Source organism: Janthinobacterium sp. 13, from assembly GCF_002749695.1.
In the GTDB taxonomy this organism is placed as follows: Bacteria; Pseudomonadota; Gammaproteobacteria; order Burkholderiales; family Burkholderiaceae_D; genus Janthinobacterium; species Janthinobacterium kumbetense.
This window is the reverse complement of the sequence record NZ_PEEQ01000001.1, coordinates 1,300,397-1,325,212: the sequence shown is the minus strand read 5'-3', so window position 1 is coordinate 1,325,212 and position 24,816 is coordinate 1,300,397. Positions and strand designations below refer to the sequence as shown.

Here is a 24,816-nt window from a genome sequence, read left to right as displayed (position 1 = left end):
TTTCAGTGCTTCGAGGTCTTTAAAATTGATCGAAAGAAAAATCCGTTCTGAAACGCAATTAATCCAACAAGCAGTAGGCTAGATTGTTGTGCCGTTGCCTGTAAGGCAACGGCAACAACCATAGGGCTAATAATTGCTGCAAGCCAAAAATCTCGGCTTTTGAACACCTTACCAAGATGTAAGACAATATCTACTTCAGCTCCTTTCTCATTATGTAGTTGTATCGTCAAAACTTGTGACAACATCCCGAAAAAAACAGATATTGCAGCAATGCCGTTACGCAATAATGAATTCGTATCTGTCACCGCTTCACCAAATCCCAGTTCTACGTTTGCCCATGCATCAATCACAAAAAATATTAAAAAATTTACTAAAAATACCACCAAGCTAGTCAGAAAAATGCGCATGTTGCGTTACTCACTAAAGAAAATGTTGGCCCAACTGCCTGAAAGAGAAAAATTGAGGCACAGCGTACAGGCGGAGTCCGACCTCCTCTCTACACATCAGTGCTGAAACTGTCCAATCTGCTTTATGTTTCTAATTGGATGTTATTCAATTATAGCTGTCACCAAGGTAGCAAGACTCACTAATTTTTTCAAGTAGCCCGTTCAACCTTCGACATTGTCCAAAACCTTAGTCCCTATCCGAACGGCAGACTTCGCATATTGAACATGCCGCATCTCCGTCAGATAATGAGGACGCGGTAGCGGCCAGGCAGAGTGATGCTGATCAGGTCGAATGTCCTTGAGCACGTGGGGCAGATAGGTACCTGCCCTTAGCATTCATTCGAGCATGCCCCGAGTTGATCATTTATGCGCGACTGGCCCTTGGTGATCGGCACAAACACTTCCCATTTATGCTGTATCGCGGGATTGACGGTTTTGGCGCAACTCACGGCAACATTGAATCCAGACAGGCCGTGGCTTTGCGGAACCCATTTCACACGCAAAGCTGCCGCGCATTTTGTCACCAGAATCTTCCGGTTCGGCTCCAGGACTTGCCAACTTGTGCCATTTTTGGAGTTCTCTGCTGCAATGAACTGTACTGCGGCCTCCCTGATTTCAAACAAGCCATGGATGTCGCCGCGTGTCCGGTCTTCGTCAAGCGTGGCCGCGAGTGCCGATGAGACGCCAGCAACAAGAAAAACGGCGACGACCAAGGAAGCGTACATGCGTCTATTCAAACGTAACGGTGCCAACATATTTACAATCCTTGCCAAGTCTGTTCGATATCAGATAGAGATATGAAAGGTTTTGCATTCTACAGTCAACAATCCCGGCCCCACCGTTCTTGTTCTCCACTGGCGAGTGCGTACTTTTCGTGGCACGATGACAAGTTCATCGGCTACTCATTCAACTGACTGAACGCACATGGCTTTTACTTTTCACCCGCTTTCCGATATTCCCCACGAAGAATGGCTCCTTCTGTTGAATCACCCGGATGTCATCCGCCATATGCCACTGGCCACCGAACGTTGGACGGATGGCGCTATTGCGGAATGGGCGAAAGGCAAGGACGCGCAATGGCAAGCGAATGGCTATGGACCGTGGGCTATCCGGGTGGATGGCGCGTTTGCCGGCTGGGGCGGTTTTCAGAAGGAAGGGGGCGAAGCAGACCTGGCACTGGTATTGCTCCCCGGGTTCTGGGGACATGGGCCAGCGTTGGCGCGCCATTTCATGCACCGCCGGCTGGAACTGGGCATTGGCCCGGTCAGCATCCTGCTGCCACCCAGCCGCACTCGGGTCAAGGGGCTGGCAAGAATCGGCTTCCTGTTTGATCGCGAGGTGGAGCATGAAGGCCAACGCTTTTTGAAGTTCCGTGCATCGGAATGAGCGTCACATGCGCGGTGGGGACGGGAACAGCCTTTCTCTCCCGCAACTGGCATACTATTCAATGCATATGCGAATCTGAGCAAAGTTTGCAGAAACGAGCTATTCCTATGCGCGATCACTTTCCACTTTTAAATCCATGAAAAACAGCACCGTCGAATATCGCCATAACTTCCCCCTCGATCCGCTCGATGTCGTCCGTGTCTTCGATCAATCCGGCATCAAGCGTCCGACCGACAATCTCCCGAGAATCGCGCGCATGTTCGCCGCACCTTGCCTCTCGCTGTCGGCTTGGGTGGATAATGAGCTGGTGGGGGTGGCCCGCTCGCTGACCGATTATGCGTATTGCTGCTATCTGTCGGACCTGGCCGTCGACCAGCGGTACCAGGGCCTGGGTATCGGCAAGGAACTTGTCAAGCGCACTCAGGCCATCATCGGCGACGACGTGTCCTTGATACTGCTCTCCGCCCCGGACGCCATGTCCTACTATCCGACGCTCGGTTTCGAGCCTGCCGGCAATGCCTACGTCATCCGGCGCAAACATTGAGCGACCGTTTTAACAATTCCCGCAGCTGATGAAACCCGTCTATACCCTCGCCGAAGCCCTGGCAAAAGATCCCGGCCGCGTCACCAAAACCCAGGCCCTCACCCTCGACAGTGCCAGGCCCCACATGGGCCTGAAAGGCAGGCATGGCCTGTTCGCTTCCGTAGCCTGGTGGGAAAGCATCGAGGCTAAGCGCCTCCCGACGCAAACCGTGACGGGCATCATCGAATGCACGTATTTCGCGGGCCAGGACAGCCGCCGTGGCGATCAGGTCAACAGCGTCACCTTGCGCCTGGCGGATGGCTCGACAGTGGACGAAAGCATCTACATAAACCACAAGCAAGACATCAGCCTGTTCGTGCCTGGCGCCATGGTGACGATGGTCTATGCGCTGGATGAACTGAAGGCACAGCCGGCCGCCGACGGCGGCGTCAATGTGGCGCGTATCGTGCTGGAAGTGGCCATATCCGTCAGAAAAGATAAAGAGTAGGGGGCGGCGCCATGCCGATGCTCCACGATCTGCACAAGCTTGATATTGGACAAGTTTCTAGCTGAAATTGGTTTGACCTCCCCCCGCGCCAGGTCTAGAGTCGACAAGGAACCCTCAACGGACCACGATCGCCTCCCATGGCCAAGCCCTTTCCCTTAAACCCGAAGAACCCCGAACGCATCTGCTGGGGTTGCGACAAGTATTGTCCGCCGGATGCCATGCGCTGCGGCAATGGTTCCGAACGCACGCAGCATCCGATCGAGCTGTTTGGCGAAGGCTGGAATGACTGGGGGCTGGCGGCGGCCGACAAGGCCGACAAGGACGAGAACCCGCCTTGACGGCAAGCGCAGCACGCGGCGCGCCGCTACAATCTCTTCATCGCGTCCGCGCTGAGGAGCCTCCATGCAAGAAACCCTGTCCCGCTGGCTGGCAAGCAGCGCCGGCGATGTCCAGTTCGTCGAGCACCCGGCCGTGCACACCATCGATGAAGCATTGATTCACGTGCCAGCCATGCCTGGCCTGATGGTAAAGAATCTGTTCGTGCGCGATGCAAAGGGCCGCCGGCATTTCCTCGTCATCGTGCCTTTCGACAAGCGTATCGACCTGGCGGCGCTGGGGCGCTTGTTACCAGTCAGTAAGCTGAGCATGGCTACGCCCGAACGCCTGCTGCAGCACCTGGGCATCACGCCTGGCTCCGTCAGCCTGTTTGCCTTGCTGTATGACAGTGCGCAGGCGGTGGAACTGGTGCTGGACCAGGCCGTGTGGGAAGCGGACTCTGTGCAAGCCCACCCGCTGCGCAACACGGCCACGGTGGCGCTGTCGCATGCCACCCTGGTCCGTTTCCTCGCGCATACGGGACACGTGCCCCTCATCATGAGTGTCCCCGCGGCTCCCTGATGCTCAATGCCCGGCCACGGGCGCGCCGCCGCTGCGCCGTCCCGGCCGGAAACCATGCGCGCGGGTAGACCAGGCGATGGCAAAGGCCAGCACCAGCAAGCTGACCATGGCCCATGGGAAGGCGCCCGCGCCCCAGGTTTCCAGCAAGGCGCCGCCTGCCACGCCCGCTGCCGCGATGGCCCCATTCCACGCCACTACATTCATCGACAAGGCCACGTCGGCGCCGCTGCCGGCCGTGTCGGCCAGCGCCGTCTGCAACAGCGTTGCCGCGCCGCCAAAAGACAAGCCCCAGACGGCCATGCCCAGGTAAATGACAATGGGAAACTGTGACGCGATGCCCAGCACGAGGGCCGTGGCGGCGAACGCGCCCAGGCTGGCCAGCACGGTGGCGCGCAGGTGGCGCTCGACCAGCTTGCCCGTGATCCAGATGCCGGCCATGGCGGCGGCGCCGAAGACGAGCAAGACCAGGTCCACCCGTTCCGTCAATCCGGCCGGCGCCACGAACGGGGCGATGTAGGTGTAGAGGATATTGTGCGCCAGCATCCAGGCGATGACGACGGCCAGCACGGGGCGCACGCCCGGCGTCGTGAAGACGCGGCGCAGGGGCAGGCGTTCATGGACGGACTGGCCCGGGTAGTCCGGCACCTTCGCCAGCACCCAGGCGATCAGGATCAATGTTAGCGCGGAAATGATCCAGAACGCGGCGCGCCAGCCGACGAGCGAACCGAGCAAGGTGCCCAGCGGCACGCCCAGGGACAGGGCGACCGGTGCGCCCACCATGGCCAGCGCCAGGGCGCGGCCTTGCTGATGCGGCGCCACCATGCGCCGTGCGTAGCCTGCCAGCAAGCTCCACGCCAGTCCGGCCGCCATGCCGGCAAAGAAGCGGGCCGCGAGGGTCAGCCAGTAGTGGGACGACAGCGCCGTGACGGTATTGAACACGAGAAAGCCGATGATGGTCAGCAACAGCACGTTGCGGCGGCGCCAGCCGCGTGTGGCGATGGTGAGCGGAATGGCTGCCAGCAGGGAACCGAGGGCATAGGCCGTGACCATTTGCCCGGCCAGCGCGGCGCTGATGCCGAGTCCCGTACTGATCTGCTGCAACAAGCCGGCGGGCAAGGTTTCCGTGACGATGCAAATAAAACCCGTCATGGCCAGGGCCAGCAAGCCGGCGACGGGGAGGCGGTCGGCCAGCGCAGGGCTGGCTCCGGTAGTGATAGTGGCGTGATTCACGGCAAACATCCTTGTCAAGTGATCAGGCGCAGGAGTGCCCCTGACCGTCGTTGCGGTACATATGTATCGATCGGTATAAATATAGGCGATGGCGCGCCGCGTTGTCAACGACTTCTGTATCGAGTAGTATGTAAGTGGCATATGGGTAGATGAGAAGGAGCGATGGATGGCGCAAATGGGACGGCCGCGCACGTTCGACCGGCAAGCGGCGGTCGAGCAGGCCATGTTTTTATTCTGGCAGCAGGGATATGAATCGACGTCCTTGAGTCAGCTCAAGGCGAGCCTGGGCGGCGGCATTTCCGCGCCCAGCTTTTATGCGGCGTTCGGCTCGAAGGAAGCGTTGTTCCGCGAAGCGGCGCAATGCTATCTGGACACGTTTGCGCGCGTGACGGAATGCCTGTGGGACGATGGCCTGGCGCCGCGCGCGGCCATCGAGCTGGCCTTGCGCCAGTCGGCCAGCATGCAGTCCGAGCCGGGCCACCCGCCCGGCTGCATGGTGGCGCTCGGCTGCATGAGCGCGCCGACGGCCGAGCATGCGGCCGTGGCCGCGCCCCTCACGCAATCGCGCGCCCGCACGCGTGCCGGCTTCGTACGCTGCGTCGAGCGGGGCATGGCCAGCGGTGAATTGCCTGGTGATATGGATGCCGTGGCGCTGGCGTCCGTCTTCGATAGCTTTCTGTCGGGCGTGGCTATCCAGACCCGCGATGGCGTGGGCTACGCCGTGCTGGACGGCGCCATTACGCAGATTCTGCGCGTGTGGGATGCCAACCGCGTGCCAGGCTAGACGCTAGGCCGTAAAGCGAAACTCCAGCACGTCGTCTCCATACTTGTCCGTCTCGCCCGTCGAGGTCCAGCCCAGGTAGCGGTAAAAGCCGTAGGAACGCGAAGCGGGGTCATCGGAGCAGCCGAGGAACAGCCGTTGATGACCGTGCGCGCGCAGTTCCGTCATCACCAGTTCCAGCAGGGTCTTGCCGATGCCGAGGCCTTCGAATTCCGGCAGCAGCGCCAGGACGATGATTTCGCCCGTGTCGCGCTCGCCAAAGCAGTAGCCGGCCAGCTGGCCGTCATGATGGCAGACGTGGCCAGGCAGGCTGCCCGAAAGCATCATTTCCGCCCAGGTGTCGGCCGTGATGCCCACTTCCGCCAGGCGTTCCGCGGGCACGGCGTTTTGCCGCGTCCTGCCCCGCAAGTCGATAAAGGCCGGGGTGTCTTCCGCCCTGGCGGGATGGAAGGTAATGGAAGCTGGATGTGTCGTCATGTCATTACTCGCTGGTGTCGTGTCTGTGGCGAAAATGAGGCTGGATAAACCTCATTCCCAAGGTTTGCGCATGGTTTGCGCATGGCGCTGCCAGTCAAAGATTTTGCGATTCTCGATTGCCTGCTGGCCGGGATTGCCGCTATCGATGATTTCATCCTTGACGATAATCAAATGGTTTTTGTCATTCAAGCGGTATTCCCGGTAACGCTCGCAATCCTGTGCGCGCCGGGCGACGGCGATCAATGTGTTGTCCCGCCACGCATAGCTGTCTTCATAAAAGCATTGCGCCGCGCAGCCGCAATTGGGAATGCCCCCTTCGATTCTTTGCTCGGCCATGTTGATGTTCAGATTCGGAATGGCTGACAAGGGTTGATTGAAACGGTATTGCTGCGCTGGCGCATCCCATAACCATACATCGGAACAGCGGATGCGTCCCTGGCTATCCGTGTATCCGGTGATCCACAGGTCGGCATGGCCGTCGAAATTCATGTCCAGCAGCAGCGCGTGCAAATTGCCCGTGCCGCTGCTGCTGCAACTGCCATGCATCCACTGCTTTTCGATTTTCAGCCGATACGTCTGTTTTTCATCGTGATTCGCATAGCGGATATCGGCGGCTTGCCGCACTTTGCCTGTCGCGGCTTTATCCAGATGCAAGGTGCCAGCATAAACCGAGGTGGAAATCAGGGATAAAAGCAGAGCGATCAGTTTCATGGCGATATTGTTGGGCTGGCACGAATGCACAATGCGCGGATTACATCAGGCGGAGAATCATCATACTGCATGAATCCGGCAATGCGCCACACGATTTCCTATCGTGCATTCTGCGCGGAACAGTGCTGTGTACAATGCCCAAAAATCCCCGAATAAGGAATCTTTATGAGCTCCTCTCCTGAATCTTTGAATGAAGCGGGCATCCTCGCTTATAACGACGGTCATTATGCCGAGGCCTTCAAGCAATTCGATGCGGCGGCGCGCACGGGCGATCCGGCCGGCCAGCATTTATTGGCCAGCCTGTATTACCAGGGCCATGGCGTGACGCAGGATTTGCCGAAAGCGGTGGAATTGTTCACGGCAGCCGCGCAAGCGGGTTTCCCGCCGTCGCTGGCGAATCTTGCCCTGATGTATGCGGGCGGCGATGGCGTCGCGCAAGACATGGCGCAATCGCTCGCGTATGGCCGCCAGGCGGCCGAGGCGGGCGATGGCCAGTCGCAATTCAACCTGGCGCAGGCTTACCGCAAGGGGATTGATGTACCGCAAGACTATGCCGAGGCGGCGTTCTGGTACAAGCAGGCGGCCGAAGCCGGCTCCCTGTCGGCGCAGAACGAGTACGGCTTGCTGTACGCGCAAGGGCAGGGCGTGGAGCTCGATTACGTGCAGGCGTATGCGTGGATCGCCATGCCGGCCGAGGCGGGCAGCGCGCAATCGATCAAGAACCGCGACCAGTTGCTGGAAATTCTCACGCCGTCACAGCAGCAGGCGGCGCGCGCGCTGGCCGCGGAGTATGCGGCGCAGTACGGCGTCAATCCCCATTGAGCGACGATTTTGCCGGCAGCCTGGTCAGCACGCCGGCCGCATCGAGTTCATAGCTGTCGAAATCGCGCGCGAGGAATAGTTCACCCGAGTAATGCAGCCGCGCTTCCGCTTCCAGTTCGGCCATGCCTTCCGCATGGTGATAGCGGGCGCTGAAGTGGGTGAGGATCAGGTTCGGCAAGCGGACCGCTTCGGCGAACTGCGCCACGCGCTGCACGGAACTGTGCGTGGGGCCGGGCCCCACCTTTTGCAGCATGGCTTCCGTGTAGGTGGCTTCATGCACGAGCAATTGCGCATCTGCGCAAGCGTCGGCCAGCAAGGCTGGCGTGTCGTTGTCGCCGCCGACCACCACCGTGGTGCGCTGCGTTTCCGTCTGGCGGAAAGCGGCGGCACTCAAGACCGTGCCATCGTCGAGCAGCGCATCCTGGCCAGCCTGCAAGAGTCCCCAGGCGGGACCGGGCGGCACGCCGGCCGCCTGCAGGGCCGCCTTGTCCAGCTTCCACCTGCTCGTTTCCAGCGCGAAACGGTAGCCGACGCTCGGTGCGCGGTGCGACAGCGCGTGGCGCGAGACGGTCAAGCCCGCTTCCTCGTACACCACTGGCGCGCTGTCCACGTCGATGTGGATCAGCGGATACGTCAGGAACAGTTCCGTGTGCAGCAGGGTGGCGTCGAGCCAGGCCTTGATGGCGGCCGGGGCGATCAGCAGCAAGGGCTTCTTGCGCCCCGTCATCGAAGCGCTGGCCAGCAAGCCCGGCAGTCCATAGCTGTGGTCGCCGTGCACGTGGGTGATGCAGATGCCCACCAGGTCGTGCACGGACAGGGGCAGGCGCTGCAGCCGGTGCTGCGTGGCTTCGCCGCAATCGATCATCCACCAGTCGCGGTTGTGCGTCGTTTGCAGGGCCAGCGACGTGACGTTGCGGTAGCGCGTGGGCACGCCGGAAGACGTGCCGAGAAAAGTCAGTTTGAACATGGGCGCATTATGCGGCAAGCCAACGCCGTTGCCAACGCGCCAGTCTTCAGCTTGCCAATGGCGCGCGCAATTTGTCCTTGTAGATGCGCCCGTTCTTCATAATCAGCAGCAGGTTTTCTTCCGGCTGGGCGAGGAAATCGAGGTTTTTCGCAGGGTCGCCATCGGCCACCAGCAAGTCGGCCAGCGCGCCCGTGGCCAGCTTGCCCAAGGTGCCAGGGTAGGGCGAGCGCTGGCCGGACAGGGCCAGCAGTTCGCCATTCTGTCCCGTCGCCTGCGCCAGCAAGGTCAAGGGATCGTAAAAGCGCGTGAGCTTGGCCAGCTGGCGGCCTTGCGTGGGCGTGTTTTTTGCGTTGAACAGGATATCCGTGCCCCAGCCCGTCTTGATGCCGTACTTTTGCGCCAGCGCATACGCCCTCACCGTGCCTTCTGATACGATCCTCTGGCTGGCCTTGCGCGCCGCATCGGGATACACATTTGCATCCGCGTCTTGCAGGAACGGTTGCAGGCTCCACCACGTGCCCGTGTCGCGCATCAGGCGCGCGGAGTCGTCGTCCGCCAGCTGGCCGTGCTCGATGCTGCGCACGCCTGCGCGGATGGCCCGCTGTATGCCTTTCGGCGTGTAGACGTGGGTCATCACATACGTGCCCCAGTCGGCGGCCGCTTCCACGCCGGCGCGCAGTTCGCGCTCCGAATACTGCGTGCTGTCGAGCGGGTCGTACATGGAGGCGACGCCGCCGCCCGCCATCATCTTGATTTGCGTCGCGCCCAGCATCAATTGCTCGCGCACGCGGCGCAGCACTTCCGCTTCGCCATCGGCGATCATGGCCATGCCCGCCGTTTCCGCCATGCCCAGCGGCGCATTCGCCGCGCGGGGGATGTCGGAGCGCAAACGGAAGTCGCCATGGCCCGAGGTTTGCGAAATCATGGCGCCGGACGGAAAGATGCGCGGGCCGTCGACGATGCCTTCATCGATGGCGCGCTGCAATGCAAACGCGGGGCCGCCCGGATCGCGCACGGACGTAAAGCCCCGCAGCAAGGTGCGCTGCGCTTCCTGCGCCGCCACCAGGTACAGATAGCCGATATCGGACGTCATGGCCGTCACCTGGTTGATGGCGGCCAGCATGGTGTGCCAGTGGGCGTCGATCAGGCCCGGCATCACCAGCTTGCCCTGGCAATCGATCACTTGCGCGCCGTCCACCTTTTCGCCGGCCGGCAACAGGGCGGTAATGGTCGGGCCCGTCACCAGCACGTGGATGCCGGAACGGGGCGCCTTGCCCGTGCCGTCGAACAGGCGCAGATTGGTCAGCAGCAGGGGGCGCTGGGGCGTTTGCGGCTGCTGGGCGATGGCGTTGCTGGTGGACAATCCGATGAAGGGCGCCAGCATGGCGGCCGCGCCGCCGAGAAATTGCCGGCGCCGCATGTCCGCCATCACCCGCTGGTGCAGGATGGTGAAGACGGTGCCGCCGCAGTCGCAGGCGCGCGGCTTCAAGCCGCCCGTTTGCCACGTATCCATCAGATGCTGCTCCTGTGCCAGGGCCATCGCGTCTTCCTTTCATCGCTGCCGCGCCGTGTGCTGGCACGCGGACAAAGTTAATTAATGGAAACAATGACCATTGAAAGCCCGCGGCGATGGCAAGTCAAGCGTGCACTTGCTTTACAGCAAAGAATGCAGCATTTGCCGTTCAAGGTACATGCTAAGGTGCATGCTGGCCGCTATCTTCGCCCGCCGTGTAATCGACAAAGCCGTCGCGGCGGCAAAAGCTGGCCAGCTGCATGCCGGCCTGGCGCGCGATGCGGATGGCCAGCGAGGTGGGCGCCGAGATGGTGGCGACGAGCCCGATATGCATGCGCGCCGACTTGCGCACCAGTTCATAGCTGGCGCGGCTGGACAGGAAGACGAAGCCGTCGTGCATGGCGATGCGGTGCAGGGCCAGGTAGCCGATCAGCTTGTCGAGGCCGTTATGCCGGCCCACGTCCTCGAACACTTTCACGATGGCGCCCTCGGCCGTGCACCAGGCGGCCGCATGCACGCCGCCCGTCTTGTGCATCAGCTCCTGGTAGGGCAGCAGTTCGCGCGCGGCGCGGCCGAGGATGGCGCTGCTGGCCACCAGCGGCGGCAGGGGGCGCGTGATCTTTTCCGGCACCAGGTCCAGCAGGGCCAGGCTTTCGATGCCGCACACGCCGCAGCCCGTGCGCCCGGTCAGCGCGCGGCGGCGGGCCTTGAGCTTGATCAAATCCGGCTGCGCGATGGTCAGCCGCACTTCGGCGCTATCCTCGCCGCAGCACACGTCGAGGTCGTAGATGTCGCGCACGCTGCCGACGATGCCTTCGGTCAAGGTAAAGCCGACGGCGAATTCCTCGAGGTCGCGCGGCGTGGCCATCATCACGGCGTGGGCGATGCCGTTGTAGACGAGGGCCACGGGATACTCCTCGGCCACCATGTCGCGGCCCGCCGTGGCCACGCCCCCCTGGTGGCGCACCATGGGAACGTCCAGGTAGCCGTCGCGTTCGATGGTGGTGATGTCGATATCGCATTCCATGATTATTTCCTCCGGTTAATCGATCTGATAGCGCGGGCAGGGCCGTATCGACGGCGGCAGCGGGTCGCCATGCAATTCCAGCAGCGAGCGTTCCGTTTCCCGCGTCATGGCGTTCAGGGCCAGGCAGTTGGGCGCCAGGCCGAACGGTTCGGCGATCTGTTGCGCGATGGCTTCCAGCGCAAACAGGGTGTAGGCGACGAAGACGGAAATGAGGGGCGTGGCCACGCCGATGGCGTCCACCAGGCCCAGCGGCAACAGGAAGCAGTACATGTAGACGGTGCGGTGCACCAGCACGCCGTACGGATACGGGATCGGCGTGTTCTTGATGCGCTCGCAGCCGGCAACGGTGGCGGCCAGGTCGTTGAGCTGGGTGTCGAGCATCCACAGCAGCTGCGTCTGGCCCCCCTGGCGCTGCACGGCGTCGTGCAGCATGGCGCGCACAGCATGCAGGATGGCGACGGGCTTGAAGTTGACGCCCTGCAAGCGCTGCACGTCTTCGGCCGGCAGGTAGCGCGCCAGGTCTTCCTGCGGGTCCGTCTGGCGCAACTGGTGCTTGAGCGCGTAGACGAAGGCGACCAGGCGGCGCAGCAGCAACTGGTGGTCCAGGCCCCTCGTTTCCTGCGGCAGATACGTGAGCGCCTGCGAAGCGAGGGCCCGCGCGGCGATCAGCAATTGCCCCCAGATATGCCGCGCCTCGACGAAGCGCGCATAGCTGGCGTTATTGCGAAAGCCGAGAAAGATCGCCAGGCTGATGCCGACCATGGGAAACGGCGCCGTATCGAGCGGAATCTTGACGCCGAAGATACGGCCATCCGTCAGCAAGGCCAGCGAGCTGACGACCAGCATCAGCAGCAATTGCGGGATGATGGCTTGCAGCACCGAGCCATCCCAGACAAACAGCATGCGGAACCAGTTGGTGGTGGGGCGAATGATCATGATGGAATACGCATGCTGTGATGTGAATCAATGTTTCCGGGGCACGACTTTGCCCTCGAAGACGTAATATTGGAACAGGTTGTAGCCGATCATGATCGGCAGCATCGTGCCCATGCCGATCAGCATGAAGATCAGGGTCGGTTCATCGGACGCGGCCGCCGCGATGCTGAGCTTGCCCGGCACCAGATCCGGGAAGAAGCTGATGGCCAGGCCCGCGAACGACGCCAGGAACAGCACGATGGCGCCGCGGAACGGGCCGCGCACGCCGTTCACGTGCACGGCCCACAGGATGTAGATGAAGGCGCTGGCGGCGATGGCGGCCAGGGCCAGCAGCACGCCGAACACGCCCGGCTGCGCCCAGCGGTCGTGGCCGATGGCGCTGAAGACCATGGTGCCGGCCGACAGCACGATGGCGGCCGCGACCGTCGCCAGCACGCTGGTGGTCGCGTAGCGGCGCGCCGCCGCTTCCAGCAGGCCGCCCGTCTTCTTGATCAGATACGTGCTGCCCAGCAGGCAATAGCCGGCTACCACGCCCAGCGCCGTGCAGGCCGTGAAGATGCCGCTCAGCCAGCCCGGCTGCAAGCCCGTGATGACCTCGCCCAGCACCACGCCTTGCGCCACGGCGGCCAGCAGGCTGCCCACGCCGAAGACCACGTCCCACAGGCGCTTGTTGCCGGCAGCATGGCGGAACTCGATCGAGGCGCCGCGCATGATCAGGCTGGCGATCAGCAGCATGATGGGAATGTACAGCTGTTCCAGCAAGGTGGCGTAGGCGCTGGGAAAGGCGCCGAACAGGGCGCCGCCCACCACCACCAGCCAGGTTTCGTTGGCGTCCCACACGTGGGCGATCGATTGGAAGATCAGGTTGCGTTCCTGCTCGCGGCGGGTGAACAGGCTGAGGATGCCCACGCCCAGGTCGAAGCCGTCCGTGACGACGTAGAAGATCAGCATCAGGCCGATCAAGCCGAACCAGGCATTGCCCAGCATGGCATGCGAATTCATATCCATTACATACTCCTAGTCAGATGGCGGCGCATTTCAATACCCCACGGCATGGGCGGCGTCCGGCAGCGGCAGCGCCACGTCCGGGCCTTGTTGCAGCCATTTCTTGGCGAACACAAAGAAGGTGAGGAACAGCACGACGTAAAACACGGCAAACATCAGCATGCTGCCGGCCACGGCGTGGGCCGCCACGTCGGAGACGGCGTCGCGCGTGCGCAGCAAGCCGTACACGACCCACGGCTGGCGTCCCACTTCGCGTACGATCCAGCCGCACTCGACGGCGATGTAGGGCAGCGGAATCGTCAGCACCCAGGCCAGCAGCAGCTTGCGGTTGCGCACGAACTCCTGCACCCGTCCACCCACCTTGCGCCAGGCCACGAAGGTCCAGAACGACAGCAGCACGAACCACATGCCGATGCCGGCCATGGCGCGGAACGCGTAGTACAGCAGCGGCAGCATGGGCGGCTGGTCTGCGCGGGCGATGTCGGCCAGGCCCGTGATCTTGCCCGTGGCGCTATGCGTGGCGATCACGCTGAGCATGCCGGGCACTTCGACGGACCAGTCATTCTTTTGCTCCGCCTGGTTGGGCCAGGCCAGCAAGGACCAGGCCGCGCCCTCGCCATCGGGGTTCGTGTGCCAGTGGCCTTCGATGGCCGCGCCCTTGGCGGGCTGGGTCTTGAAGACGTCGACGCCGCTGGAATCGCCGAGCCACACCTGCAACGGCGCGATGATCAGCAGCAACATCAGCGCCAGCTTGAACGAGCGGGCGAAGAAGGCCGGTTCGCGGCGCTTGAACATATACCAGGCGGAAATGCCGGCGATGACGAACAAGCCCGTTTCCACGGCCGCCACCCACATGTGGCCCACGGCCCAGGCCATGTCGGGATTGAAGATGGCGGCCACGTAATCGGTGACGATGATCTTGCCGTCCGCCACGCGCACGCCGGCCGGCGTCTGCATCCAGGAATTGGCGACCATGATCCAGAACGAGGAGATGCTGGACCCGAGCGCCACCATGCCGGTGGCAAACAGGTGCACGCCCTTCGGTACGCGGCCCCAGCCGAACATCATGATGCCGATGAAGCCCGCTTCCAGCATGAAGGCCATGGCGCCCTCGAAGCCGAGGATGTTGCCGATGAACTGGCCGGAATGGTGCGAAAACGGCGCCCAGTTGGTGCCGAACTGGAATTCCAGGGGAATCCCGCTGACGACGCCGACGGCAAAGTTCAGTACCAGCAGCTTGCTCCAGAAGCGCGCGTGGCGGTAGTAGACGGGGTCGCTGGTGCGCAGCCACAGCGCCTCGACAACAAACAGGAACAGCGACAGGCTGATCGTCAATATGGGCCACAGGATGTGGAAGATGGCCGTCATCGCAAATTGCGCGCGCGACAGGTCCAGGGTATCGAAACCGAACATGGCGTTCTCCTGTTCAGCTGACTGCGGCCGAAGGCGACAGCAGCACGGGGATGGATTTGAAGGTCGGTGTGCGCGAGCCGTAGCCGACGCTGTCGAGCGGCACCAGCGGATTGGTTTCCGGGTAGTAGGCGCCGATGCAGCCGCGGGGAATGTCGTACTCGACCAGCAGGAAGCGGTCGGCGCGGCGTTCGATGCCGTCGTGCCACACGCCGATCAGGTCGACCCAGTCGCCGGCCGCAAAGCCCAGCATGGCCAGGTCGTCCTTGTTGATGAAGACGACGCGGCGCTGGCCGAAGACGCCACGGTAGCGGTCGTCCATGGCGTAGATGGTCGTGTTGTACTGGTCGTGCGAACGCGTCGTCATCAGCACCATCAGGCGCTCGCCATATTGCTGGCGCGCACGGTGGATCGGCGTGTCCAGTTCCACGGCGTTGACGAGGAATTGCGCCTTGCCGCTTTCCGTCTTCCATACCCGTTCGCGCGAGGCGATTTCCAGATGGAAACCACCCGGCTTGGCCACGCGCAAGTTGTAGTCGAAAAAGTCGTCGAACACTTGCTCGATGGAATCGCGCAGCAAGGCATAGTTGCCGGAATAGCGCAGCCAGTCGATCTTTTCGCTGCCCAGGGTCGCTTGCGCCATGCCGGCCACGATGGCGATTTCCGAACGCAGATTGGGCGAGGCGGGCTGGTTCATGCCGAACGAGATATGCACCATGCTCATCGAGTCTTCCACCGTCACGCCTTGCGCCACGCCCGACTGCACGTCGATTTCCGTGCGTCCCAGGGTGGGCAGGATCAGCGCATCCTTGCCGTGCACGAGGTGGCTGCGGTTGAGCTTGGTGGCGATGTGCACGGTCAGGTCGCACGAACGCAGCGCGTCCCAGGTGCGCGGCGTGTCCGGCGTGGCCATGGAGAAATTGCCGCCCAGGGCGACGAACACTTTCACCTTCTTCTCCAGCATGGCTTCGATGGTGCCGACGGCGTCATAGCCGTGGTGGCGCGGCGGCTCGAAGTTGAAGACGAGGCCCAGGCGGTCGAGGAATTCCTTGGTCGGCTGTTCTTCTATGCCCATGGTGCGGTCGCCCTGCACGTTCGAATGGCCGCGCACGGGGCACAGGCCCGCGCCCCGCTTGCCGATATTGCCGCGCATCATCATCAAGTTCGACAGGATTTGCACGGTGGCCAGCGAATTCTTGTGCTGCGTCACGCCCATGCCCCAGGTCGAAATGACGGCCTTGCCCTTCACATAGATCTGCGTCAATTCTTCGATCTTGTCGCGCGCGACGCCCGATTCGGCCAGCAGCAAGTCCCAGCTTTCCGCGCGCAGGTCGGCGGCGAAGGCGTCGAAGCCGCTCGTGTGTTCGGCGATGAAATCGCAGTCGAGCACGCGCTCCTGTCCATGGGCGACGGCGTCGTCATCGAGTTCGACGACGCGCTTGGCCATGGCCTTGATCAGCGCGAAGTCGCCGCCCAGCGTGGGGCAGATGAACAGCGAACAGATGTTCGTGCTGCCGCCCGTCAGCATTTCCAGCGGATGCTGGGGGCTGGTGAAGCGCTCCAGGCCCCGTTCGTGCAGCGGGTTGATGGAAACGATGGTGGCGCCGCGGCGCGACGCTTCGCGCAATTCGCCCAGCATGCGCGGGTGGTTGGTGGCGGGATTCTGGCCGAACAGCAGCAGGGTGTCCGCATGCTCGAAGTCGTCCAGCAGCACCGTGCCCTTGCCGATGCCCACCGTTTCCGGCAAGCCGCGGCTCGTCGCCTCGTGGCACAGGTTGGAACAGTCGGGGAAGTTATTCGTGCCGTAGGCGCGCACGAACAGTTGATACAGGAAGGCCGCTTCGTTGCTGGCGCGGCCCGACGTGTAGAAGGCGGCCTGGTTCGGGTCGTCCAGCGCGTGCAGGTGGTGCGCCACGAGGGCGAAGGCGTCGTCCCAGGAAATGGCCTGGTATTTGTCGCTGGCCGCGTCGTACACCATGGGGTCCGTCAGGCGGCCATGTTGTTCCAGATCATAGTCCGACTGCTCCATCAATGCGGTGACCGTGTGCTCCTCGAAAAACTCGGGGCGCACGCGCTTGCTCGTCGATTCGGCGGCCACGGCCTTGACGCCGTTTTCGCAGAATTCGAACGTCGACGCATGTTCGCGGTCGGGCCAGGCGCAGCCGGGACAGTCGAAGCCGTCGGGCTGGTTTTGTTCGAACAGCGAACGGTAATTGCCCGCGCTGACTTTCTCCTTGAACAGGTTGATGGCCACGTACTTGAGGGCACCCCAACCGGCCGCGGCATGGGTGTAGGGCGCGATGCGCGCGTCGGACTTTGGCTTGCTCATGATGACTCTCCTGGTGATATGCGATGGGACAATCACATGGTAGGGGCGGCGGCTTGCCCCGTAGGCGCACAGTTCCGGACAAAAAAACAGAGTACAGATGGCAAGGTGACGATGCCGGTCGCGCCGGCGCAGGCCGTGATCTATGATGTGGACAAGGAGAAAAAACATGCACAAGGAAGACAAGGAAGACGGCATCGACGCGGCCCTGATAGCGCTGCTGGCGCTGCTGTGGGAGGCGCGGCAGGAGGCGCCGGAGAAACCGTGGTCGCTGGCCAAGCTGGCCAAGCGGGCGGGGGTACAGATGAGCACTTTGTTGCGCCAGCTCAATGCGCTGTCCAGCGCGGGACTGGTGAACGTGACGACGGCGGAGAGCGGCGGCGGCAGCGCGCTGCTCAGCGCGGCGGGCGCGGAACTGTGCGCCACGGTGTTTGCCGTACCGCCATCGCAGTAGGAGTACAGTCCCGCGCGTCTGTACTCTATCGGCCGGCGCCGGACTGTACCTCTTTGCCTGCCCCCATTCGTCCTATGCTACTTCCAGACGAATGCCTATCGAGGGGAAGCACCATGAACACCATCCTGTATCCGCAGCCGGCGCTCCGGCAGCCAAGCCATATCGAACCCTGCGTGGACATGCTGGGCCGCCCCCTGACGGATTTGCGCATTTCCGTCATCGACCAGTGCAACTTCCGCTGCACCTATTGCATGCCGGCCGAGCTGTACCCCAGCGACTACCCGTTTCTTCCATCGAGCGAGCGCCTGTCCTTCGCGCAGATCGAGACGATGGCGCGCGCCTTCGTGCGCCTCGGCGTCGATAAAATCCGCATCACGGGCGGCGAGCCGCTGCTGCGCAAGAACCTGGAACAGCTGATCGAGGCGCTGGCGAAACTGACCACGCCGGACGGGCGCGCCGTGAGCATCGCGCTGACGACGAATGGCAGCTTGCTGGCGGCCAAGGCGCGCTCGCTCAAGGATGCGGGCCTGGAGCGGGTCACCGTCAGTCTCGACAGCCTCGATAACGGCATTTTCCAGCGCATGAATGGCGTCGATTTTCCCGTCGAAAAAGTGCTGCACGGCATTGAGGTAGCGCAAGCCGTGGGCTTGACTCCCGTGAAGGTCAACATGGTGGTGCAGAAAGGCGTCAACGACAGCCAGATCGTGCCGCTGGCGCGCCATTTCCGCCACACGGGCGTGGTGCTGCGCCTGATCGAATTCATGGACGTGGGCGGCATCGGCGCCTGGTCGCGCACGCATGTCGTCACGTCCGAGGCGGCGCGCGCGCTGATCGCCGCCGAGTTCCCCCTCGTGTCGCTGGGCGAAGGCAAGCCTGTCTCGCACGAGACGGCCAGCCGCTACCGTTATCTGGATGGCGGCGGCGAAGTGGGCTTCATTTCCAGCGTGTCGCAGCCGTTCTGCGGCGACTGCAGCCGCGTGCGCGTGTCGTCGGACGGCAAGCTGTTTACGTGCTTGTTCGCCCAGGACGGCCTCGACCTGCGGCCCCGGCTTGATTCCGCGCAAGGTCTGGAAAACCTGTTGCGCCAGCACTGGCAGCGCCGCGGCGACCGCTATTCGGAAGTGCGCGGCGCACTGGCCCAGCTTGGCGGGCGCAAGCAGTATCCCACCGTGCGCATGTCGCTGGTGGGCGGATAACTGGTTTACAACGCCTAGCAAAACCGTAGCGAGCGGAAGTAAGTTGTGGCTAAGAAGCGCAACTGTACGAAGGTACAGTGAGCATCGCAGGCCGCAAATTACGACGCGCAGTAGGTTTTGATAGGTGTTATTAGAGGAATTCGGTGATGAGCTTACCCAGCAGGATGATGGCTTGCTCGACGCCCACGCTCCACGGATAGCTGTAGTTGAGGCGGATGCAATGCTTGTAAGCCTGGCTGACGGAAAACATGCGTCCCGGACCCACCGTGATCTTGCATTCCAGCGCGCGCCGGTACAGCTGCATGGAATCTATGTCGCCGGGCAATTCCACCCACAGCACGTAGCCGCCCTGCGGGTGCGAGATTTTCGTGCCAGCAGGAAAGAAACGCTGCACGGCTGCCGCCATGATGCGCGCCTGCTGGGCATACGCCTTGCGGGTGCGGCGCAGATGCTGTTCGTAGCCATCGTTTTGCAGGTATTCGGCGATGGCCAGCTGGGGAAACGAGGACGTGGCCAGGGTGTTGAGGAATTTGAGTTCCTCCACCTTGCCCCGGTAGCGTCCGGCCAGGGCCCAGCCCACGCGCTGCGCGGAACTGAGGCTCTTGGAAAACGAGGAGCAATGCAGCACCAGGCCCTTGCGGTCGTAGGACTTGAGCGAGGTTGGGTGGGCGTCGCCGTAATACAGCTCGTTGTAGACGCCGTTTTCGATGGCGGGCACGTCGTGCTGCTCCAGCAGCTGGACCAGGGCCCGCTTGCGCTGGTCGGACATCTGGAATCCCAGCGGATTCTGGAAGTTCGGCATCACCATGACGGCGGCGATCGGCTGCCGGGCCATGATGTCGGCCAGCGCCTCGATGCTGATGCCTTCATACGGGTCGGTGGATACTTCCACCACCTTCATGCCCAGCCGTTCGACGGCCATCAGCATGGCGTAGAAGGTGGGCGACTCGACGGCGATGGTGTCGCCGGGCTTGGCCACGGCTTGCAGGCACAGGTTGATGGCTTCCGTGGCGCCCACGGTGACGATGATTTCGTCGGGATCGACGGCCAGGCCGTTTTCCATGTAGCGGCGGGCGATTTCGCGGATCAGCTGCGGGTTGCCCGGCGGCAGGTCGTCCGTCACGTTCCACGCGCGGTTGCGGCGCGCCACCGCGCCCGCATACTGGTTGATGCGTTCCCAGGGAAACAGCGACGGGTCGGGGTAGGGCGAGCCCAGCGGGATGGCGTCGTGCAAGCCGATCGAGCGCAGGGTGGACAGCACCAGCCGGCTCACGTGCACTTCCGCCGGCACGGGGCTGGGGTGCGACGCCTGCATGCAGATGGACGGCGTGGCGGCGTCGCCGGCCCGCTGGCGCACGAAGTAGCCGGACTGGGGCCGGCTTTCGATCACGCCCATGCCCTCCAGCTTGACGTAGGCGCGCAGCACCGTGGTGATGCTCAGCTTGTGCTGCTGGCTGGTCTGGCGCACGGAGGGAATGCGTTCGCCGGGCAAGAGCACGCCCTTGGCCACCAGTTGCTCGATGTCGCTGACGAGCTTTTCATACAATTTCATGCAATGGTATCCATTCTTATTCTTGCTCTACGTCATTGCATTATCGTCCAATTCATGACTACCTATAGTTACAGTTATCGCATGTTGCCAAAATGAAACTGCCATCCGGCACTTCTGGTTTAAGATCCACATAGAAACGAAAAAGAGGAACAACTGTCATGGCAATTCCACAAAGCATGCTGTCTGTCGTCGCGCGCGACGAAGTGCATTTGCAGTTCAAGGTGAAGGCCGGCGTCGACATGCGGCAGCTGTTCCAGCGGCTGGGCAAGCTGTGGGAATCCGAAGTCACGGGCATCCTGGACCCCACCCTGAACCGCCACCATCAGTTGACGGGCGGCACGGCCAATGTGGTGCTGGGATTCAAGCCCGAACTGTGGCGCGCCGCGTGCCCAGGCTGCGTGCCGGACAATATGGCATCGTTCGCGCACGACCTGGTGGGCGCCAACGGCAAGACGGCGCCGGCCACCCAGCACGATTTCTGGGTCTGGATCACGCAGTCGAACGCGGCCACCCTGTACGACAGCATGCGCACGACGCTCACCTTGCTCAGTCCTTTTGCCGAGCTGGCCAGCGAACAGGTGTGTTTTCCGTATCACAACAATGTGACGTTTGACGGCTTTGCCGACGGCGTCGCCAACCCGAATCCGTTCCGCGCCAACGGCGTGGCCATCATCCCGGACGGCGAAGCGGGCGCGGGCGGCTCCACCGTGCTGCTGCAGAAATGGCGCATGGACGTGGAGCGCCTGCGCGCCTTGCCCGTGCACGCGGCGGAGCAGGTGTGGGGCCGCACCAAGGCCGGCAGCCATGAATTGTCGCCACTGCCCGTCGATTCCCACGTGGGCCGCAACCAATTCATCCGCGATGGCGAGGAAGTCGATATCGTGCGCCGCAACGCCAATTACGCCAATGCCACCGAGGCGGGCGTCATGTTCGTCGGTTTTTGCAAGGACATCACCGTGACCATGGGCATGCTGCGGCAAATGTACGGCGTAGGCTATGATGGCGTCACCAAGACGGACCGGCTGCTGGATTTTTCCACGGCGCTGTCGTCGGCGATCTATTTCGTGCCCAGCATCGATGCCTTGCTGGCCGCGGGCATTTCGCCGGCGGACCCCGGCTGAGGGCCGCCCCGGCGGTCCCTATTTTTACTTTAAAGGAGTTTTCCATGCGTATACGTCCCGCCACACTGCTGTCCGCCCTGATCTTCGGCAGCGTCGTCTTCAGCGCTTCCGCTTCCGCCGTCGGCCTGGGTTTCCTGGCCGATACGCCGATGGCTTACCTGAACAAGAACGACAAGCCCGTCTTCGTCAAGGCCGTCACCGACGTGCTCAATGACAAGAAAGATGGCGAAACCGTGCAATGGAGCAATGAAGGCTTGCGCAATTCCGTGCGCATCGCCGCCGACATCACGGCCAGCGACACGCAAAAGACGGATGAGCAAACCTGCCGCAAGGTACAGGTGGGCTTGAACGCCAAGGGCCAGGAACAGACCCTCAAGCTGACGGTCTGCAAGGCCGGCACGGCCGCCTGGAAAGTGAAAAAACAATAAGCACCGGCGGCCGCCCTGCCTTGCCGGAAGGGCGGCGTCGCGATGACTGCCCGCAGCGTGCGCGTGGGCGCCTAGTCGTGGTTGATGGCTGCCACCTGGTGCAAGCATGCCTCGTCGGTGAGCAAGGTGACCACCGCATTGGTTCTGGCATGGACGCGCACGCCCTTGAGCCAGTCCGGCAGGGCAAGGACGGCGCCCGCCACGATGGGCAGGATGACCTGGATCACGGGCTCGCTGCCCCTGGGCGGCGTCGCCTCGAAGTCCAGGTCCTGGATGCCGTCCTGCGGCGGCTTGAGGTAGACGCGCGGTGCGAGGGGGACCGCCTGCCAGCCGCCGGAGCTGACTTCGCCGATCGCGCTCACATGCAAATGCGGGGGAAGGCTCTTGTCGATGGCGAGGTGCACGGCCTTTACTTTGTAGATGGGAACGCTCATGGTATCTCCAGGAAGGATGGGGTGCGCCGCCAGGCCCGCGGCGTGTAGGGCCAGTCCCGATGTCTCGGCATCGTTAAGCTAGCTCAGCAAGTGTAGGTCGTATTTTCACCATCACCATCTCCAATTGTCACCATGGCCAGGCGCGCAAGCCATGCTGCTCTACTTTCTTGGGGGAAAGCCACCCGCAACGGTTAGAATCACGTTTTACCTTCTTTTTCCCATCTGCATGCAGCAAAGTCGCCTCCTGTTCTTCCGCCTGGCCGGCCAGTTTCGCCGCTATGGCGCCATCGTTGCCGCCACCTTGCTGGCCGTGGGCGTGGCGTCCGCCACCGATGTGTTGTTAATACGGCAATTGCAAAACGTCGTCGACGCCATGCGCGCGACGGCCAGCACGCAGGCCGCGCCCGCGTCCGGCGTGATGGGCATGCTGCAGGGCTGGGTCGACCGTTTCTTGCCGGCACAGGCGGGGCAGGTGGACTTGTGGGTGATTCCCGCCACCATCCTGGGCCTGGCCGTGCTGCGCATGGTGTCGAGCTTTGCCGGCGATTACGGTTCCGTATGGCTATCGAGCCGGGTGCAGGCGGATTTGCGCGAAAAGATGTTCGCCACCATCATGCGCCTGCCCAGCCGCTTTTTCGACACCACCACCACCAGCCTGACGCAGTCGCGCGTGGCCTTCGACGCCAGCCAAGTGTCGCAGGCGGGCTTGAACGTGCTCAACGTGATGGTGCGCGATTCCGTCGCCACCGTCGGCTACCTGATTTTATTGTTCAGCATCGACGTGAAACTGGCCCTGTTCTGCATGGCGTCGATGCCCATCGTGGCCATCGTCGTGACCCTGGCGGGCCGCCGCATGCGCCACCTGAGCAAGAGTTCGCAGCAAGCCGTGGGTGAGCTGACGTCCGTGCTGGACGAAAGCATCGGCGGCCAGCGCGTGGTGAAAATCTTTGGCGGCCAGGATTATGAACAGGCGCGCTTCGTCAACGTCGTCAAGCGCAACCGCCAGCTGGCCGTCAAGCATGCCGCTACCTCGGCCATGAATTCCGGCTTCATCATGATGCTCGTCGGCATCACCCTGTCGTCCGTGATCTATTTCGCCATGTTGCGCGCGCAAAGCGGCGCCATCACGCCGGGCGCCTTCGTCGCCTTCATGGGCGCGCTGATGGCGATGCAGTCGCCGATCAAGAATTTGACCAAGATCAATGAGCCGCTGCAGCGGGGCTTGGCGGCGGCCGAGTCCGTCTTCGGCTTGATCGACACGCCGCTGGAACCGGACCCGGGCACCATCGCGCCGGTCACGGTGCAAGGCAATTTGTCCCTGCAGAACGTCCACTTCCGCTACAACAGCGACGATCCCGATGCGCCCACGGCCTTGAGCGATATCACGCTCGACATCCGCGCCGGCGAAACGGTGGCCCTGGTGGGCGGCTCCGGCGGCGGCAAGACGACCTTGCTGGGCTTGCTGCCGCGCTTTTACGACGTCAGCGGCGGCCAGATCCTGCTCGATGGCGTGGACCTGCGCGATTACGCCTTGCTGGCCCTGCGGCGCCAGTTCGCCCTCGTCAGCCAGGATGTGATTTTGTTCAACGACACGATGGCGGCGAATATCGCGTATGGCGACCCGGCCCCGGACCAGGCCCGCATCGAAGCGTCGGCGCGCGCCGCCTACGCGCACGACTTCATCATGCAGTTGCCGCAAGGCTACGAAACGCAGGCGGGGCAGAACGGTTCGCGCCTGTCGGGCGGGCAACGCCAGCGCCTGGCCATCGCGCGCGCCCTGTACAAGGACGCGCCGATTCTCTTGCTGGACGAAGCGACCAGCGCGCTGGACACGGAGTCGGAGCGTTCCGTGCAGGCGGCGCTGGAAGTGCTGATGCGCAACCGGACCACCATCGTCATCGCCCACCGCCTGTCGACCATCGAAAGCGCCGACCGCATCGTCGTCATGCAGGGCGGGCGCCTGGTGGAATCGGGCAGCCACGCCACCTTGCTGCAGCAGGGCGGCGCGTATGCGCGCCTGCATGCGAGCCAGTTGTCGCCCGTCAAGGATGGTGCGGCCTAGAACCTTAGAACACGTGAATTTCCTGTAATACCAGCGTGGCGCCCAGCGCCGTGCCCTCCACGCGGAACGTGGCGGTCAGGTCCGACCAGGCGCCGTTCAGTGGCAGCGCGTGGCGCGCTTCGGCGATCGCCACGCCGCCATCCTCGCTTGCCGGGCGCTCGACGCAGCGTTCGTGCGGCGCGCCGCTGGCTTGCGCCGCCGGCGTGACGCGATACACGCTGCCATCCGCATACGGCTCCGGCGAACCATACCCTTCGATCACGGCGCGCAGCAGCGCCGGCGTCCAGCCGTAATACGCGTCGTGCGCCGTGCGCGCATGGGCGCACGCGTAATCGCCGCGCGCCAGGTCGGCGATCCAGGCGTCGATGATGTCCAGTATCTGTGTGTCGCTGGGGGCGGAGGGCAAGTGCATGGATTTCTTTCGTGACGGGGAAAAACGTTGCTTTCCATTATGATGGCCGCCGCACGATAACATTGCAACGGAACACAATGCACACACGACAGAAGACACGCGTGGCCCTGGCCGCGTTGCTGGGCATGGTCCTGGCCTCGCCGCTGGCGGCACAGGCACAGCCCGCAAGGCAAACGCCGACGTCAACGCTAC

At 62.7% G+C, this 24,816-nt stretch carries 27 protein-coding genes; 12 read left to right on the top strand and 15 right to left on the bottom strand.

The features are described 5' to 3' along the window. Window positions 1-2 precede the first annotated feature (2 nt). Together CLU94_RS27925 and CLU94_RS05730 are read right to left on the bottom strand one after the other, a co-directional pair. Complete coding sequence (locus tag CLU94_RS27925; RefSeq protein ID WP_143451353.1) at window positions 3-407, bottom strand: hypothetical protein; 405 nt, start codon at window positions 405-407, stop codon at window positions 3-5. A gap of 368 nt (window positions 408-775) precedes the next feature. After that, entirely contained in the window at window positions 776-1,171 is a 396-nt protein-coding gene (locus CLU94_RS05730; RefSeq protein WP_099664939.1) for a hypothetical protein, read from the bottom strand. Between the two features lie 199 nt (window positions 1,172-1,370). Between CLU94_RS05730 and CLU94_RS05725 the strand changes: the two genes are divergently transcribed. The 5 genes from CLU94_RS05725 to CLU94_RS05705 all read left to right on the top strand — a co-directional run bounded on the left by CLU94_RS05725 (window position 1,371) and on the right by CLU94_RS05705 (window position 3,760). After that, window positions 1,371-1,832: a GNAT family N-acetyltransferase gene (locus CLU94_RS05725; RefSeq protein WP_099664938.1), complete on the top strand. Its 462-nt coding sequence runs from the start codon at window positions 1,371-1,373 to the stop codon at window positions 1,830-1,832. 136 nt (window positions 1,833-1,968) lie between these two features. Further along, the gene (locus CLU94_RS05720) at window positions 1,969-2,376 is read left to right on the top strand and encodes a GNAT family N-acetyltransferase (protein ID WP_099664937.1); all 408 of its coding nucleotides are present in this window, start codon (window positions 1,969-1,971) and stop codon (window positions 2,374-2,376) included. A 28-nt stretch (window positions 2,377-2,404) separates the two neighbouring features. Continuing rightward, entirely contained in the window at window positions 2,405-2,863 is a 459-nt protein-coding gene (locus CLU94_RS05715; RefSeq protein WP_099664936.1) for a hypothetical protein, read from the top strand. 137 nt (window positions 2,864-3,000) lie between these two features. Further along, on the top strand, window positions 3,001-3,201 hold the full coding sequence (locus tag CLU94_RS05710; RefSeq protein ID WP_070255230.1) for a DUF3079 domain-containing protein: 201 nt from the start codon (window positions 3,001-3,003) through the stop codon (window positions 3,199-3,201). A gap of 64 nt (window positions 3,202-3,265) precedes the next feature. Further along, window positions 3,266-3,760: a prolyl-tRNA synthetase associated domain-containing protein gene (locus CLU94_RS05705; RefSeq protein WP_099664935.1), complete on the top strand. Its 495-nt coding sequence runs from the start codon at window positions 3,266-3,268 to the stop codon at window positions 3,758-3,760. Between the two features lie 3 nt (window positions 3,761-3,763). On the opposite strand, the gene CLU94_RS05700 is transcribed toward CLU94_RS05705, so the two are convergent. Further along, window positions 3,764-4,909: an MFS transporter gene (locus tag CLU94_RS05700; protein WP_218965343.1), complete on the bottom strand. Its 1,146-nt coding sequence runs from the start codon at window positions 4,907-4,909 to the stop codon at window positions 3,764-3,766. A 247-nt stretch (window positions 4,910-5,156) separates the two neighbouring features. Here CLU94_RS05700 and CLU94_RS05695 point away from each other — a divergent pair, with 247 nt between their 5' ends. Next, window positions 5,157-5,774, top strand: coding sequence for a TetR/AcrR family transcriptional regulator (locus CLU94_RS05695; protein WP_099664933.1), 618 nt, complete (start codon window positions 5,157-5,159; stop codon window positions 5,772-5,774). Window positions 5,775-5,777: 3 nt separating this feature from the next. Here the strand turns inward: CLU94_RS05695 and CLU94_RS05690 are convergent, their stop codons facing one another. Both CLU94_RS05690 and CLU94_RS05685 read right to left on the bottom strand, forming a co-directional pair. Continuing rightward, window positions 5,778-6,248, bottom strand: a complete 471-nt coding sequence (locus tag CLU94_RS05690) for a GNAT family N-acetyltransferase (protein WP_099664932.1) — start codon at window positions 6,246-6,248, stop codon at window positions 5,778-5,780. 51 nt (window positions 6,249-6,299) lie between these two features. Next, window positions 6,300-6,959: an XAC2610-related protein gene (locus CLU94_RS05685; protein ID WP_143451352.1), complete on the bottom strand. Its 660-nt coding sequence runs from the start codon at window positions 6,957-6,959 to the stop codon at window positions 6,300-6,302. 165 nt (window positions 6,960-7,124) lie between these two features. Here CLU94_RS05685 and CLU94_RS05680 point away from each other — a divergent pair, with 165 nt between their 5' ends. Beyond that, window positions 7,125-7,781 (top strand): tetratricopeptide repeat protein, encoded by a 657-nt coding sequence (locus CLU94_RS05680; protein ID WP_099664930.1) that lies wholly within the window; start codon window positions 7,125-7,127, stop codon window positions 7,779-7,781. On the opposite strand, the gene CLU94_RS05675 is transcribed toward CLU94_RS05680, so the two are convergent. From CLU94_RS05675 to CLU94_RS05645, 7 genes are all read right to left on the bottom strand, one after another. Beyond that, entirely contained in the window at window positions 7,768-8,748 is a 981-nt protein-coding gene (locus tag CLU94_RS05675) for a ribonuclease Z (protein WP_099664929.1), read from the bottom strand. The two genes, CLU94_RS05680 and CLU94_RS05675, sit on opposite strands and share 14 nt — an antisense overlap. Window positions 8,749-8,794: 46 nt before the next feature. Next, window positions 8,795-10,288, bottom strand: a complete 1,494-nt coding sequence (locus CLU94_RS05670; RefSeq protein WP_257218688.1) for a metal-dependent hydrolase family protein — start codon at window positions 10,286-10,288, stop codon at window positions 8,795-8,797. Window positions 10,289-10,442: 154 nt separating this feature from the next. Next, a complete protein-coding gene (gene fdhD, locus CLU94_RS05665) occupies window positions 10,443-11,288 on the bottom strand; it encodes a formate dehydrogenase accessory sulfurtransferase FdhD (RefSeq protein WP_099664928.1) in 846 nt (281 codons plus the stop codon). Between the two features lie 15 nt (window positions 11,289-11,303). Continuing rightward, entirely contained in the window at window positions 11,304-12,224 is a 921-nt protein-coding gene (locus CLU94_RS05660) for a bestrophin family protein (RefSeq protein WP_099664927.1), read from the bottom strand. Between the two features lie 27 nt (window positions 12,225-12,251). Further along, window positions 12,252-13,232: a cytochrome d ubiquinol oxidase subunit II gene (locus CLU94_RS05655; RefSeq protein WP_099664926.1), complete on the bottom strand. Its 981-nt coding sequence runs from the start codon at window positions 13,230-13,232 to the stop codon at window positions 12,252-12,254. A gap of 30 nt (window positions 13,233-13,262) precedes the next feature. After that, a complete protein-coding gene (locus tag CLU94_RS05650) occupies window positions 13,263-14,642 on the bottom strand; it encodes a cytochrome ubiquinol oxidase subunit I (RefSeq protein ID WP_099664925.1) in 1,380 nt (459 codons plus the stop codon). A 13-nt stretch (window positions 14,643-14,655) separates the two neighbouring features. Continuing rightward, the gene (locus CLU94_RS05645) at window positions 14,656-16,968 is read right to left on the bottom strand and encodes an FdhF/YdeP family oxidoreductase (RefSeq protein WP_099664924.1); all 2,313 of its coding nucleotides are present in this window, start codon (window positions 16,966-16,968) and stop codon (window positions 14,656-14,658) included. Window positions 16,969-17,134: 166 nt separating this feature from the next. Here CLU94_RS05645 and CLU94_RS05640 point away from each other — a divergent pair, with 166 nt between their 5' ends. Then, window positions 17,135-17,419: a helix-turn-helix domain-containing protein gene (locus CLU94_RS05640; RefSeq protein WP_099664923.1), complete on the top strand. Its 285-nt coding sequence runs from the start codon at window positions 17,135-17,137 to the stop codon at window positions 17,417-17,419. Between the two features lie 113 nt (window positions 17,420-17,532). Next, window positions 17,533-18,615, top strand: a complete 1,083-nt coding sequence (gene moaA / locus CLU94_RS05635; RefSeq protein WP_099664922.1) for a GTP 3',8-cyclase MoaA — start codon at window positions 17,533-17,535, stop codon at window positions 18,613-18,615. Between the two features lie 130 nt (window positions 18,616-18,745). Here moaA and CLU94_RS05630 read toward each other — a convergent pair whose 3' ends face one another. Next, window positions 18,746-20,167: an aminotransferase-like domain-containing protein gene (locus CLU94_RS05630; RefSeq protein ID WP_099664921.1), complete on the bottom strand. Its 1,422-nt coding sequence runs from the start codon at window positions 20,165-20,167 to the stop codon at window positions 18,746-18,748. Between the two features lie 158 nt (window positions 20,168-20,325). Between CLU94_RS05630 and CLU94_RS05625 the strand changes: the two genes are divergently transcribed. Continuing rightward, window positions 20,326-21,288 (top strand): Dyp-type peroxidase, encoded by a 963-nt coding sequence (locus tag CLU94_RS05625; protein ID WP_099664920.1) that lies wholly within the window; start codon window positions 20,326-20,328, stop codon window positions 21,286-21,288. A gap of 44 nt (window positions 21,289-21,332) precedes the next feature. Further along, window positions 21,333-21,716 (top strand): hypothetical protein, encoded by a 384-nt coding sequence (locus tag CLU94_RS05620; protein ID WP_099664919.1) that lies wholly within the window; start codon window positions 21,333-21,335, stop codon window positions 21,714-21,716. Window positions 21,717-21,787: 71 nt separating this feature from the next. On the opposite strand, the gene CLU94_RS05615 is transcribed toward CLU94_RS05620, so the two are convergent. Continuing rightward, the gene (locus CLU94_RS05615; protein ID WP_099664918.1) at window positions 21,788-22,150 is read right to left on the bottom strand and encodes a hypothetical protein; all 363 of its coding nucleotides are present in this window, start codon (window positions 22,148-22,150) and stop codon (window positions 21,788-21,790) included. A 226-nt stretch (window positions 22,151-22,376) separates the two neighbouring features. On the opposite strand from CLU94_RS05615, the gene msbA reads away from it, so the two are divergent. Then, the gene (gene msbA, locus CLU94_RS05610; protein ID WP_099664917.1) at window positions 22,377-24,212 is read left to right on the top strand and encodes a lipid A export permease/ATP-binding protein MsbA; all 1,836 of its coding nucleotides are present in this window, start codon (window positions 22,377-22,379) and stop codon (window positions 24,210-24,212) included. Between the two features lie 4 nt (window positions 24,213-24,216). On the opposite strand, the gene CLU94_RS05605 is transcribed toward msbA, so the two are convergent. Continuing rightward, window positions 24,217-24,624: a hypothetical protein gene (locus tag CLU94_RS05605; protein WP_099664916.1), complete on the bottom strand. Its 408-nt coding sequence runs from the start codon at window positions 24,622-24,624 to the stop codon at window positions 24,217-24,219. Between the last annotated feature and the right edge of the window lie 192 nt (window positions 24,625-24,816).